Origin of the sequence: Streptomyces sp. NRRL F-5135 (assembly GCF_000719775.1) — a bacterium.
GTDB classification, from domain to species: Bacteria; Actinomycetota; Actinomycetes; order Streptomycetales; family Streptomycetaceae; genus Streptomyces; species Streptomyces hebeiensis.
The window spans coordinates 431,892-445,779 of sequence record NZ_JOHR01000001.1; the positions used below are offsets into that span (position 1 = coordinate 431,892).

At 73.9% G+C, this 13,888-nt stretch carries 6 protein-coding genes and 1 pseudogene; 1 reads left to right on the forward strand and 6 read right to left on the reverse strand.

The window, feature by feature from the left end:
* The first annotated feature begins 10 nt into the window (after window positions 1-10).
* Window positions 11-3,820: a substrate-binding domain-containing protein gene (locus IG02_RS37590; protein ID WP_030740864.1), complete on the forward strand. Its 3,810-nt coding sequence runs from the start codon at window positions 11-13 to the stop codon at window positions 3,818-3,820.
* A gap of 50 nt (window positions 3,821-3,870) precedes the next feature.
* Here the strand turns inward: IG02_RS37590 and IG02_RS0101955 are convergent.
* From IG02_RS0101955 to IG02_RS0101980, 6 genes and pseudogenes are all read right to left on the reverse strand, one after another.
* Window positions 3,871-4,836: pseudogene (locus IG02_RS0101955) on the reverse strand (pectinesterase family protein); the annotation flags it as partial.
* Window positions 4,837-5,302: 466 nt separating this feature from the next.
* The gene (locus IG02_RS0101960; protein WP_051764405.1) at window positions 5,303-8,260 is read right to left on the reverse strand and encodes an NHLP bacteriocin export ABC transporter permease/ATPase subunit; all 2,958 of its coding nucleotides are present in this window, start codon (window positions 8,258-8,260) and stop codon (window positions 5,303-5,305) included.
* A 121-nt stretch (window positions 8,261-8,381) separates the two neighbouring features.
* Window positions 8,382-10,643, reverse strand: coding sequence for an NHLP family bacteriocin export ABC transporter peptidase/permease/ATPase subunit (locus IG02_RS0101965; protein ID WP_078854104.1), 2,262 nt, complete (start codon window positions 10,641-10,643; stop codon window positions 8,382-8,384).
* Complete coding sequence (locus IG02_RS0101970; RefSeq protein ID WP_030740869.1) at window positions 10,640-11,446, reverse strand: HlyD family efflux transporter periplasmic adaptor subunit; 807 nt, start codon at window positions 11,444-11,446, stop codon at window positions 10,640-10,642. The genes IG02_RS0101965 and IG02_RS0101970 overlap by 4 nt, the downstream gene beginning before the upstream one ends.
* Window positions 11,447-11,599: 153 nt before the next feature.
* A complete protein-coding gene (locus IG02_RS0101975; protein ID WP_030740870.1) occupies window positions 11,600-11,803 on the reverse strand; it encodes a hypothetical protein in 204 nt (67 codons plus the stop codon).
* 642 nt (window positions 11,804-12,445) lie between these two features.
* The gene (locus tag IG02_RS0101980) at window positions 12,446-13,888 is read right to left on the reverse strand and encodes an L-fucose/L-arabinose isomerase family protein (protein WP_030740872.1); all 1,443 of its coding nucleotides are present in this window, start codon (window positions 13,886-13,888) and stop codon (window positions 12,446-12,448) included.

Sequence of the window (13,888 nt, forward strand, 5' to 3'; positions counted from 1 at the left end):
AGGCTCCTGCATGGCGGACGACCCGGCGTACCGTGCGACGCGCCACCCCGGACGGCTCCCGCCCGCGGACCTGCCCGCGCCTGGGCGGACCGGGCGGGAACGGGCCGGACGGGGACAGCCCGGCCGGGAACGGGCCGGAGGGGAACAGAGCGGCCGGCGCGGGGCACGGCGGCCGACGATCGGGCTGGTCACCGCCAACATCCACCTGGGAGTCGGCGCCACCCTCTGGTCGGGCGCGCTCAGGGCCGCCGAACGCGCCGACGTGAACCTGGTCTGCTTTCCCGGCGGCCCCCTGCGCCACGGTGACGTGCCCCGCAGCGCGCTGTACGAACTGGTCGGCCCGGCGCGGCTGGACGGTGTCGTGTGCTGGAGTTCCACACTGGGGCTGCCGGCCGGGAGCGAGCGCGCGGACCGCCTGACGCGCCGACTGGCCCATCTGCCCGTCGTCAGCCTCAACCAGCCACTGAGCGGTGGTCAGGACACGCTGACCGTCGATTCGTACGCGGGGGTGCGGGACGCGGTCCGGCACCTCGTGGAACACCACGGGCGCCGACGGGTGGCCTGCATTCGCGGCCCGTTGGCCAATCCGGTCTCCCAGGAGCGCCACCGTGCGTGCGTCGAGGCGCTGGGACGCTTGCGCGTTCCGTACGACCGCGCCCTGACCTGCGCCGCGGTCGACTTCACCGCGGGTGCCGGGGCGGCGGCCATGCGGGTGCTGACCGAGGCCCGGGGGCTGGTCCCCGGTATCGACTTCGACGCCGTGGTCGCCGGCAGCGATGTGCTGGCGGCGGACGCGCTGCGTGTTCTGACCGCTCGTGGGATCCGCGTCCCGGAGGACGTCTCCGTGGTCGGCTTCAACGACTCGCCCGAGGCCCGGCTGTCCGACCCGCCGCTGACCTCGGTCGCGCTCCCCTTCGCGGAACTGGGCGCGCTCGCCGTGGACACGCTGGTCGCCCGGTTGCGGGGGACCCGTCCGCCGGACCGTACGGCGGTGCCGGGGGCCCTGGTGGTACGCCGGTCCTGCGGCTGCCACTCACCACTGGTGGCCCATGCCGGCCGGGAGGCCGTGGAAGCCACGGGCCCCGGGGCCGCCGGGAACGTGGGCCCCTTCACGCTGCTGCCGCACGCCGGCGACCGGCTCGCCGCCGCCTTCCACGCCGACACCGCCGACGCCGGGGCCACGAACACCGGTGCCGCGGACCCCGGAGGGACCGCCGCGTCCGACGACACCGGAGCCAGCGGACCGGTCGGGCCGGCCGCACCGGTGGGGCCGGCCGGGTCCGGGTCCGGGTCCGGAGCCGGGTCCGGGTCCGGGTCCGGAGCCGGGTCCGGGTCCGGGTCCGGAGCCGGGTCCGGGTCCGGGCCTGTGGGGACGTTCCTGCCTTTGCTGGAGCGGCTGTTGGGGGCCCATGTCCGTACCCCGGAGGACGTGGCGGCGTGGGACCGGGCGCTGGAGCGGCTGCGCGGGCGTGTCCTCGCCGCCCTGCCGCCGGACCGCGGCCGGTACGGCGCCCTGCTCCTGGGACAGGCGCGGCTGATGGTGGCCGAGAAGGCACACCGGCTGCTGGAGTACGAGCGCTGGTCCCAAGGGCAGCTCTCCCAGCGGCTGTTGGAGCTGGGCACGGCCCTGACGACCGTCGTGGACACCGAGACGCTCGGTGATGTGCTGGAGCGCCATGCGGACACCGCCGGCATGCCGCGCTGCCGGGTGGTGCTGTACGAGGAGGGGGAGCGCCGTCCGGACCCGCCGCCGGTACAGGGCCTGGCACGGGTGCTGCTCAGCGGCGCCGAGCGCGCCGGGAGCGGCGGTGACGCGGCGCCGAACGCCACCTTTCCCGCCGCTCTGCTGCTCCCCGACCGGCTGCTGCCGGACACGGAACGTTTCGCCCTCGTACTGGAACCGCTCCACATCGGGGACGACCACCTCGGCTTCGCCGTCTTCGACGCGAGGACCGCCCCGGAGGCCGAACGCGCGGGCGCCGTCTACCGCGCGCTCGGCGATCAGATCAGCGCCGCGCTGAAGGGCGTTCGACTCTTCGACGAGGTACGGCGCGCACGGGACGCGGCGGAGCAGGCCAGCCGGTTCAAGACCCGCCTGCTCGGCCATGTCACCCAGGAACTGCGCACGCCCGTGGAGGCACTGCTCCGGCACCCGGGCGCGGCGTCCGGCGGGGCGTTCGGGCTGGCCGGCCAGGACGCCGCGCACCTGCTGCACCTGATCGACAACCTGCTCGACCTGTCGCGGTCCGAGGCCGACGACCTGGAGCCGTCCCGTCGTCTGGAGGACCCGGCCCCGCTGCTGGCCCGGGCCTTCCGTACGGCGGCGGACGGCCGCACCGGCGGTGACGCGTGGACGCTCGACCTGCCCGACCGGCTGCCCTCGGTCCCGGTCGACGGCGCCCGGCTGGGCCGGCTCGTCGGCAACCTCCTGTCCGCCGCCGCCTTTCAGGCCGGGGCCGACGGCAGCCTCACGCTCGCGGCGCGGCCGGGCCCGGCGTCGGTCCGGATCACGGTCGGCTCGTCCCGCGCGACCGAGAACTCGCCGCGTGCGTCCAACGCCCGGCCTCGCAGGTCCGCCTCCGCCGCGTCCGCGGCGCTCGCCGCGCCCCGGCCGCCCGGTCAGGGCCGTGGCGCCGACTCCCCCGGCGCCCGCGCGGCGGAGATCGCCCTGGCCACGGCCCAGCGGCTGGCGATGCTGCACGGCGGTTCGCTGGCGGTGGACCGCTCCCCCGGCCGTCTGACGCTCGATCTGGATCTGCCGCTGCCCACTCCCGACGGCCGGCCCGGACCGGCGGCGCGGCCCGGCGACCGCCTCCTGGTCGTCGCCCCGGGACCACCGGCACCCGCACTGCGTGACCTCGCCGACCAGCACGGGCTGCTGCTGTGCCGGCCGACGGCGGACGACGACCTCGACGCCCTGGTGGCCGACGCGCAGCCCGCGGCCGTCGCCTGGGACGCGGGCTCGGCCGGGCCCGACGAGTGGCCGTGCGTACAGCGGCTGCACGACGACCCCCGACTGCGGCACACGCCGTTCCTGCTGTTCGGTGCGGAGGGGCCGGACCTGTCACGGGCGTTGCGGGCGCTGCGCCCCGGCGGCCCGGCCCGGCCCGTGATCGCCGCCGCCACGACCGAGCGGTACCGCAAGGCCTGCGTGCGGCTGGCGGCGGCCGCCCTGCCCGACCACCCGCTGCGGATCGCGCCCGACGGCACGACGGCGCTGGGCCTGGTGGCCGAGGAGACACCCGCGCTGATCCTGCTGGAGCGCACGCTCCCGGACATGCACGCGCTCGACGTCGTCGATCACATGGACCACGGCAACGGCCGCCCGCCCTGCCCCGTCGTCGTGCTCGGCGACCGGGGGTTCAGCGCCGCCGACGCCCGCCGCGCCGAGCCGCACCGGGCGCTGCTCCTGCTGGACCACACGGTGCTCGGCCACGAGGAGGCGGCCGCGCTGCTGGGCCGGATGGCGCGGGAGCGGCCGGCCGGCCGGGACCGCTCCCGCGCGCCGGTGCACACCGCGCTGGTCTTCCTCTACGAGCACTACCGGCACCGGATCTCACGCTGGCAGGTCGCCGAGGCCGCCGGCGTCAGCGCCGACCACCTGGGCCGGCTCTTCCACCGGAGTTACGGGGTGACGGTGTGGGAGTACCTCATCCGGCTGCGCGTCCGGCGGGCGGGCGACCGGCTCCGGCTGAGCGGTGACAGCGTCCACAGCGTGGCCCGGTCGGTGGGGTTCCAGGACCGGGCCTACTTCAGCCGGGTGTTCCGCCGGGTCACCGGCGCGAGCCCGCACGCCTACCGCGACAGCCTCCCCGGCTGAGGGGGCCTGTCACTACGGGGCGCCGGTGCTCGTGCGCGAAGCCGGGCCTCTCAGGACGCGCTGGGTGTCCAGCCCGCCAGCCAGTCGCCGATCTCCTGGTCCGCGGCCTGGGCGTCGGTGAGCTGCGGGCGGTTGGCGCTCGCAGGGCCCGCGCCCGGGCCCGTGTTCCGGTACTCGGCGAACCGGTCGTCCTTCCAGGAGAAGCCCCCCATGTCCGTCCACGGCGTGGTCTTGACGGCGGCGCTCAGATTCGTGTTGCGCACGGTGGCCTGGGGGTCGAGCGCGGCGTCGCCGCCCGCGTGCCAGTTGCGGCCGAGGTAGTGACTGGCGTTGGAGACGTCGCCGTTGACCGTGGAGTTGATGACGAGGAAGCCCTTGCGGTCGGCGGCCGTGCTGGGTGCGAGGACATAGCCGGCCGAGCTGCCGTCCGAGCGCTTCCTCAGGGTGATCACCGACTTGTCGATCACGGCGGTGGCGCGGCCGAAGATGAAGTCGACGTTCCCGATGACGTAGGAGTTGGTGACATAGACCCGGCCGAGCGCGCTCTTGGCCGCGGAGTCGAGCAGCAGTGTGTCCTGGTCGCCGGTGACGATGACGCCGTCGAGGAACACCCTGTCTGCCGCGGTGCGCAGCGCGACGGCCTGGGCGCCGCCGGTGGCGGTCGACTCGTCGAAGTCGTTGGTGATGCTGAGGTTGCGCGCCTGGAAGTCGTCCGCCTCGGCCGCGACCGTGGCGCTGCCGCTGGTGCCGTAGGTGCCGGACCCGTCGGGCTTGGGGGTGCCGGCGGAGTTGTTGTAGACGATGACGGTGTCCTTGCGGCTCGCTCCCGAGCCCTGGAGCGTCACATGCGGCTTGTTCGACGGGATCTTGACGAGTTCCCGGTAGGTGCCGGGGGCGATGGAGATGATGACGCGGGAGGGGTTGTTCGCGGGGACGGCGTTCACCGCCGCCTGGACGGTCGTGTACTGGCCGGTGCCGTTCTTGGCCACGGTGAGCGTCGTGGCCGCCGCGGTGCGCGGACCCGTCGGCCCGGCGGCTCCGCCCGGGGCGGTGGCGCCGAAGGCGGTCCCGCCGACGGGACCGGCGCAGACGGCGAGGGTCAGGACGACGCCGTACGCCGGCAGGGTCCCGCGTCGGGACCGCGCGGCGGTTCCTGACCGGTGGTGCGATGAGGTGTCCATGCCGTATCTCCCTCGAGAGCGGGGCGCGGGTGCGCGTGGCGGCTGTCATCGGACAGTCGCCGCCGACGGGCGAAGGGTTGCCGGCTCGCCACGGACCGCCCCGACCGTCCGGCACCGAGCCGGCCTCGGCCGTGGCCTCTAGTGCCGCGTCAGCCAAGGTTTGCCCCGCTCGCCGCCCTGGCACGGCCATCCGCGGCGTTGCCGAACCGACCGAGTAGGCCCACTACGAGGCCGATTCGGCGCCTTGCGGCTGACCGCACCAGGACGCCTCGCTACCGGGCAAACCTGGGCTGACGCGGCACTAGGTCATCTGACGCCGTACCAGCTCCCGCAGGTGGCCGCCCTCCTCGGCCAGCAGCGCGGCCGGCGGGCCCTGTTCCACCACGCGCCCCTGGTCCATGACGATCACCCGGTCCGCGTCCATGACCGTGGAGAGCCGGTGGGCGATCACCAGGCGACTGGCGTTCAGCGCGCGCGTGCTCTCGGTCACGACGCGTTGGGTCGCGTTGTCCAGCGCGCTGGTGGCCTCGTCGAAGAAGAGGATGCGCGGGCGGCGGATCAGCGCCTGGGCGATCATCAGACGCTGCCGCTGTCCGCCGGAGATCGCGCTCCCGCCGGAGATCATCGTGTGCAGCCCCATCGGCATGCGCTTGATGTCCTCGGCCAGTCCGGCCATCTCGGCCGCCGCCATGGCCTCCTCGGGGGTGAAGGGCTCGGCGCCGCGGATGCAGTCCAGGACGGACCCGGTGAGCGGCTGGGCGTTCTGCAGGACGACCCCGCACTGGCGGCGCACGGCCGCCTGGTCCAGGGCGGCCAGGTCCTGGCCGTCGTAGAGCACGCTGCCCGAGGCCGGCTCGTCGAAGCCGATGAGCAGCCGCAGCAGGGTGGACTTGCCGCAGCCGCTGGGGCCCACGACCGCCACGAACTCGCCCGGCCGTACCTCCAGCGAGACGTCGTCCAGCACCAGCGGCCCGTCGGCGGCGTAGCGGAAGGACAGCTTCCGGGCTTCGATCGCCCCGGTCAGGGCGCCGGGCCTGGCCCGGGCCGCGGGGACCTCCGGGGCCGCGTCCAGGACCGGCCGGAGCTGCTCGAACATCGGCAGTGCCGCCGCGGCCGACACGAACGCGCCGGTCAGCTGGGTGACCGCGGTCAGCAGCATCGTCACGGCGGTGTGGAAGGTGAGGAAGGAGCCGGCCGCCATGCTGCCCCGGGCCGGCCCCGCCAGCAGCATGAACATGATGAGCGAGCAGAGCGGCAGGTAGACGGCGTCCAGCACCGTGGTCAGGTTCCTGATCCGGCCCGCCCGCCGGTGCAGTTCGCGGGAGCGGGCGAACTCGCCGGCCCAGGCCGCGTACGCGAAGCTCTCCGCCGCCGCGACCCGCAGCTTGGGCAGTCCGCGCAGCGTCTGGAACGCCTGGTTGTTGAGCTTGTGGTCCAGCTCCACCAGCCGTCTCTGCCACCGCACCTGCCACAGTCCGAGGGCAAGGAACACGGCCGCGATGACGGTCAGCATGGCGAGCGCCGCCAGCGCCAGCGGCACGCTGAGGAACAGCAGCAGACCGAGGTTCACCGCGCCGAGCGTGCCCGCCTGGACGGCGACCGGGCCGGTCCCGGAGAGCAGCCGCCGGATGGAGCTGACGCCCATCGCCGCACTGGCCAGTTCCCCGGTGGAGCGCTCGGTGAAGAACGACGTCGGCAGCCGCAGCAGCCGGTCCCACACGGCGGGCTGGAGCGCGCTCTCGACGCGGCCCTCCAGCCGGAGGAGGGTGAGGTTCTGGAACAGCGTGAAGACCGCGGTCACGACGGCGGTGGCCATCACCGCCAGGCAGATCTGCGCGATCAGGTCCGTCCGCGCGGCCGGTACGAACACGCCGAGCACCCGGCCGGTGGCGATGGGCACCAGCGCGCCGAGGCCGACCGTCACCAGCCCGCTCAGGACCAGATTGCGCAGGTCCGTACGGCCGCCGCGCAGGCTGAACCACATCAGCCGGCCGAGCGTCAGGGGCCGGTCGGGCAGGGGCCGGTAGAACATCACGGCTCGGGGCGCGAGTTCCCCGGCGTTGTCCTCGCCGATCCGCAGCCGCAGACCGGAGACCGGGTTCACGGCCTCGTACCGGCCGCGCCGCCACAGCAGGGCCACCGGCGCCCCGGACTTGGCCCGGTGACCGACCAACGGGCCGGTGTCCGTCCGCCACCAGCGCCCGTCGAGCCGTACGGCGCGGGTCCGCACGCGCGCGGCGTCGGCGACCCGCTCGACCGGGTCGGTGCGCTCGTCCGCCGGGTCGCTCCTGGACGGCTCGCGCAGTGTGATCCCGGCCTCTCGGGCGACCAGCCGGCAGACGGCGAACACGGTGTCGTCGCCGGTCCCGGGCCCGCCCTCGGTGGCGCGGCCCGAGCGGGTGGGCCGGCCCATGGAGGCGATCAGCGCCTGGTCCGCGCGGGCGCGTACCGTCTCGCCCGCCCGGATGCCGGCGGCGGTGCGGTCCTCGTGGGCGCGCTCGAGCTGTTCGATCCAGCGGTCCACCGCGGACAGCAGCCGGTACTGCTGGTTGACCATCCGCTGCCACATCGCGCCGTCGACCAGCAGGTCGCCCGCCGCGTCCGCGTCGTACTCGGCGCCGTACCGCACGCCGCCCGGCGGGACGGGCATCCACAGGACGTCGTCGTCGGCCATGCCCTCGTCGCCGCCGGGGCGGCCGTCGAGGGGTGCCTCGAACAGGACGCCCAGCCCGCGGGCGGTGCCGAGGGCGAAGGCGTGCTCCAGGGGGGTCGGCGGGGGCTCGCTCCCGCTCGCGTACGGGTCGCCCGCGTGGACCGGGTCGTACGCGGACGGCCCGGCGGCGTACGCCCGCCCGGACCCGTGCGAGCCGTCGGTTCCGTGGGCGCCACCGGGCCCGCGAGGGTCGGCGTACGCGTACCCGTACGCGCCCTGGTCCCCCTGGGCATGGCCCTGGCCGTAGTCGTACGGCCCCTGGTACGCCGTGGGGTGCAGCTCGCGCAGCGGGATCCGGCGCAGCCCGCATTCCGGGGACGGTTTGCCGACCAGGGTGTGGAGCGGGCCCGCCACCGGGCCGAGCAGCAGCGCGCCCGCCTCCAGCCGGCCGAGGAAGTGCCAGTGTCCCTGCCGGCCGGCGTCCACGGCGAACAGGTCCAGCGCCCCGGCCTCGACGAGCCACAGCACCTGGGGGCCCTCCAGCTCCACGCTGCCCGCGCCCGCGGGCCGGGCGGGGGCGCCGAGTCCGCCGAGGGCATGGATCACCGGGTCGCCCGACGCCGGTGCGCCGGGCCCGGCGGCGGCCGGCGACGGTGGCGCGGACTCGGCGGCGGGCCGGTGCCGAGGCTGGGACTCCGGCTGGGGCCGGGGCTGGGGGAAGGTCACCTCATGTCTCCTTGACCAGTGCGGCGTACGCGCCACCGGCGGCGACCAGGTCGTCGTGGGTCCCCCGCTCCACGATCGAGCCGTGGTCGAGCACCACGATCTCGTCGCTGTCCCGTACGGTGCTCAGCCGGTGCGCGATCACGACGCACGCGCAGCCCCGTCGGCGCAGGTTGGAGATGACGAGCTGCTCGGTGCGCGCGTCCAGGGCGCTGGTCACCTCGTCGAGCACCAGGATGCTCGGCCGCCGCACGAGCGCCCGCGCGATCTCCAGACGCTGCCGCTGCCCGCCGGAGAAGTTGCGGCCGTCCTGCTCCACCCGGCCGTGGATGCCCTCGGGCCGGCGCGCGATCACCTCGTCGTAGAGGGCGGCGTCCCGCAGGGCCGCGACCACGGCCTCGTCCGGCACCGACGGGTCCCACAGCGCGACGTTGTCCCGGACCGTTCCCTCGAAGAGGAAGACATCCTGGTCGACGAAGGACACCGAGGCGGCCAGGGCGCCCCGGGGGATGTCCTCCAGGCGCTGTCCGTCGATCCGGATCGTCCCCTCCCACGGCCGGTACAGGCCGGAGAGCAGCCGGGAGACGGTGGACTTCCCGCTGCCGGAGCCGCCAACGAGCGCGACCTGGCGGCCCGGCGCGACGGTCAGGGAGAAGTCCTTGAGCAGCGGCGCGTCCAGCGGGCTGTAGCCGAAGGTGATGTCCACCAGCTCCACCCGGCCGTCGAGCCGGCGGGTACGGGCCGCCGGCTCGGGCCGGGTGTACAGCTCGTCGGCCGGAAAGCTCTCCACGTCCTTCAGCCGGGCCACGTCGGCGGCGAAGTCCTGGATCCGGCCCACCACTCCGTTCAGCCGGGTGATCGGCGCCGTGAAACGGGTGACGAGGGCCTGGAAGGCGACGAGGAGACCGATGGAGAGATGGCCCTCGACGGCGCGCAGTCCGCCGATCCACAGGATCAGCGCGCTGTTGAGTGTGGCGAGGGCCGGCGCGACGACACCGAGGGCCGCGGTCGGCACGCCGAGCCGCTGCTGGTCCTCCAGTGTGGTGGCGTGCTGGCCCGCCCAGCGGCGGAAGTAGCCGTTCTCGCCGCCGGTGGCCTTCATCGTCTCGATCAGCTGCAGACCGGTGTAGGCGGTGTTCGTCAGCCGGGCGGCGTCCGCGCGCAGCTTCTGGGTGTGGGCGGCCCGCAGCCGTATGACGATCCGCATCGCGACCACGTTGAGCAGCGCGATCAGCACGCCCACGACCGTGAGCTGGGGATCGTACGTCCACAGCAGGACGGCGTAGAGGAGCACCACCACTCCGTCCACCCCGGCGGCGGCCAGGTCCCGGGCCAGGGTCTCGGCGACCGTGTCGTTGGACTGGAGTCGTTGGACGAGGTCGGCGGGGCTGCGCTGGGCGAAGAAGGTGACGGGCAGCCGCAGCAGATGGCGGAAGAAGCGGGCGCTCGTGAGCGTGGCCGAGATGATGCGGCCGCGCAGCAGGTTCGCCTGCTGGAGGCCGGTGAGCGTCGCCGTCAGCACCACCAGGGTGGCCATGGCGGCGAACAGCGGTGCCAGCAGGGAGCTCTGCCCGCCGACCACGAACATGTCGATGTACGTCCGGCTGAGCGCGGGCACCGCGGCGCCCACCACGACGAGCAGCACGCTGGCGAGGAACGCGGCCAGCAGGGTGCCCGCCGTACCGCGCAGCCTGGCCGGGACGGTCCCGAGCACGCCGGGTTTGCTGCCGCCCGCGCGGAAGTTCTCCGACGGTTCGAGGACGAGGACGACCCCGGTGAAGCTGGTGTCGAAGTCCTCCTCCGGAACGAAGCGGCGGCCCTTGCCCGGGTCGTTGACGTACACGCCCCGGCGGCCCGGCCGACGGCTCATGCCGTCGTAGACGACGTAGTGGTTGAACTCCCAGAACAGGATGGCGGGCGGCGCCACCTCGGCGAGCGCGGCCGGCTCCATCTGCATGCCCTTGGCGCTCAGCCCGTACCGGCGAGCGGCCTTGAGCAGATTGCTGGCACGGGATCCGTCCCGGGAGACCCCGCAGGTGATGCGCAGTTCTTCGAGCGGTACGTGCAGTCCGTAGTGGGCGAGGACCATGCCCAGTGAGGCGGCGCCGCACTCGACGGCCTCCATCTGGAGGATGGAGGGGGTACGGACCCGCTTGTGCCGGGTGGACCTGGGCCGCCGGGCGGCCCTGGACCTGCCGTGGCCCGCGGCCCCGGGCGCGGCCCCGGGCCGCTCGCGCCGGGGCGTGGATCTGTGCGGTGGGGTCACGGAAGCAGCCAATCGATCGGACGCTGTTCGGCCAGGTGGACGGAGCCCGAGGCGAGCGTCATGGAGGCGACCTCGTACGGCGGGCCCTGCGAGGACGACCAGGCCAGGCCGGAGGGGGTGGCGGCGGAGCGGTCCAGGGTGACCAGGACGGGGATCGGCGGACCGTTCTCGGCGAACTGCTCGCCGAGTCGGCTGTCCCCGAGGAACGCCCCGATCTGCCGGTCGGTCCTGGCGGTCCGGCCGACGGACTTCACCCGGCCGCGCAGCAGGCCGTACCGCTCGGCCGGCACCGACTGGACGGTGAGGTCGACGGAGGCGCCGACGGGGACGGCGGCCCCGCTGCTGGCGGGCAGGTAGAGCATCGCCATCAGGGGGTCATCGGGGTTTTTGACGCGCTCGATGGCGGCCACGTCCGCGCCGGGCGTGACCACGGAGCCGAGCGTGACGGCGAGGGTCGTCACCCGGCCCGGGGCGAGGGCGCGTACGGCGGTGGCTCCCCGGTCGGTACGGACCTTCAGCAGCGGCGTCCCGGCCGAGACGGACCGGCCTTCGTCGACGAGGACGTCGGTGACCTGGCCCGCGACCGGGCTCTGGAGGACGTAGCTGCCCTGCGCGTGGGTGAGGACGCCGGCCGCGCCGACGGTGGAGGAGAGGGAGCCGGTCACCGCCCACACGCCGGCGGCGGCCATCACGACGAGTGTGACGGCCAGGACGAGCCACCCCTGGGGCCGGGCGAAACGCACCGGCAGGTCGATCTCCTCGGGTGACTGGAGCTTGGAGAGCGCCTGTTGACGGAACTGCACGACATTCTTTCCGGGCGTCGAGGACGTGGGCGGCGGTGTGCCCCGGAACCGGAGCGGAACCGGGGCACCCGGTACGGCCTGTCGGTCGGGGAACCGTCGGACCGCACCGTCGTCACCACACGTGGGCGTGCCGCTCAGCGGCACACGGCCGGATCAGAGAGCGGCGACCGTGCCCGTGGCCAGACCCACGACGCCACCGGCGGTGTTGGTGACGGTGCCCACGACGCCCGAGACCGGGACGATGCCGTCAACGGTGTTCACGACGCCGCCGACGACGCCGTCGACGAGACCGCCGGAGACGTTGTCCAGCTCGCTGTCGGCGATTTCCTGGGTCTCGACCTGGGGGGTGAAGGACATGTGTGTTTCCCTTCGCGCTGATATCTCGGATATCTCTCGGTCACCACGGCGGTTCCGACGCGCCGGCCGCCCCCGGGGAATTCCGAGGACTGTCGGTGCGACTGCCGCGATGCGAAGGATCAAAGCACGCGGACGCATCATGCCGCCAACTCGGAAGAGCACCGGTCGCGATGCGTCGTGACGCGGAAATGACGTGGCGTGCCCCCGCGTCCACGAAGTGGTGACACCATCTTCACGCGTTCGCGAGAGTGAATATCGGCTGGCTGGGCCCGGCTTCCACGGGGAAAGCGACATTCCCGCCCATTACACCGACGCTTCCGCGGAGGGGGCGGCGGGCCGGGCGGGAATGTGGCCCCCAGGTAACCGGTGTGGAGATTGTTCACAGGCCGCGCGACGTCATTCACCGAATGCCCCGCCGGGGCTGGCCGAATGCCCCGTCGTAGGCGACCGGACGCGATGTGTCATTTCCGTGGGCGCATCGCACCGGAATGGACGCCGGGTATGTTCTCGACGGTTGACCGGCCATTTCCGGACGGTTCGTCAATAATTCGAGACGGTGGTGCGCGAGGGCTCACGGTGGGCGCCGGGCGGGAGCACCCCGGTTGTGCTCCGGTGACTCCCGTCGACTCCCGTCGGCTCCCGTCACACTTCCCGGTAGTCGATACCGAGCAGGCTCGCGGCGGCCCGGTAGTCGCCCGCCCCGTGGCCGAGCGAGAGCGACCAGTGGTGCCCCACCCCGGTCGCGCTCCACTCGTCGACCCACAGGCCCGGGTCGCGCCCGAAGTCGACCCGGCTGGTGGTGTTGCCGATCTCCAGCAGCGGTCCGGGGACGACCGTGCCCTCGGAGGCGACGAGGGAGAGGGTTCCGTCGCGGTCCTGTCCGAGCCCGAGCAGCGTGACCGGCCCGTGCCGCACGTCGAACTCGACACTGACGCCCCAGCCCCGCTTGCCGTGGTAGACGCCCAGCCCGCGCAGCAGCGGCTCCCGCGCGCTCACCGCGAGGTGGGCCGGCCCGTCATGGCCCATCTCGACCACGCCGTCCTCGAAGTTGAGCGCCTGGATCTCCGTGAAGGACCCGCCCGCCCCGGCCGCCTGGGTGACCAGCTGGGCGACGCTGGTGCGCAGCTCGTACTCCCCCGCCGCGGGCACCCCGCGCGCCGTCAGCAGCGAGGCGCCCAGGATCATGCCCGCGCCCAGCCGCTCGTGCTGCTCACCGTCCAGGCCGCGGTGGTAGTACGCCAGCGAGTCCAGCGCGAAGTCGTCCACGAGCCGGTCGAGCGCCACGGAGACCTTCGCGCCCCAGGAGAAGTCGTCGTCCACGACCGTGTCGTCCAGGGTGAAGATCTCCCGCGCGACCTTCACTCGTTCCGCCGTCTCGTCGTCCGTGACCTTCTCCACGCGGTGGCGCAGGTCGTCGAACTCCAGGACCTCGACGTGCGAGCCGAAGGTGGCGGGCAGCAGCGTGAGGTCGGTGGAGACGTCCAGCATGCCCGGGTAGAGGTGGCCCATCAGTCCGTGCCGGGCGTGCCGCAGCGCTGCGCGTACGTGGGCCGCGCGGATCCACCGGCCGATGCGCTCCCAGGCCGACTCCTGGCGCAGATGGCCCGAGACCGAGCGGAAGGGGATCCCGGCGCGGCGGAAGACGTTGCCGACCTCGGGCACGGGGCACTGGCCGCAGTACGCCAGCCAGGCGCCGGTGTCGAAGTCCGCGTGGCTCATCTTCTCCGTCGGCTGGAGGTCGATCACGAGGACCGGCGTGTTCGAGCGCTGGGCGATGGGGAGGACCATCGACGAGGTCAGATAGGTCGTCAGGAACATGACGATCAGATCGCAGTCCGCCCGCCGCAGCGTCTCGGCCGCCGCGGCGCCTTCCCGCTCGTCCGAGATGAATCCGACGTCGGTGACATCGGCGTCCATCTCCTCGAAGCGACGCGAGACATAGCGCGTCGACTCCTTCAACTGGGGCAGCAGGCCGGGGAACTGAGGCCAGTAGGTGCCCAGTCCGCCCGCCACGAGACCGACGCGGGTCCTGCGCCGCCGCGCGGGCGGCAGCAGCCTGGCCAGGGCCGTTGACTTGTCCGGCAT

What these genes read in the sequence shown, in the direction of transcription:
- IG02_RS37590 (WP_030740864.1), top strand. Translation starts at nt 11, where the DNA reads ATGGCGGACGACCCGGCGTACCGTGCGACGCGCCACCCCGGACGGCTC.
- IG02_RS0101975 (WP_030740870.1), bottom strand. Translation starts at nt 11,803, where the DNA reads ATGTCCTTCACCCCCCAGGTCGAGACCCAGGAAATCGCCGACAGCGAG.
- IG02_RS0101980 (WP_030740872.1), bottom strand. Translation starts at nt 13,888, where the DNA reads ATGCCGGACAAGTCAACGGCCCTGGCCAGGCTGCTGCCGCCCGCGCGG.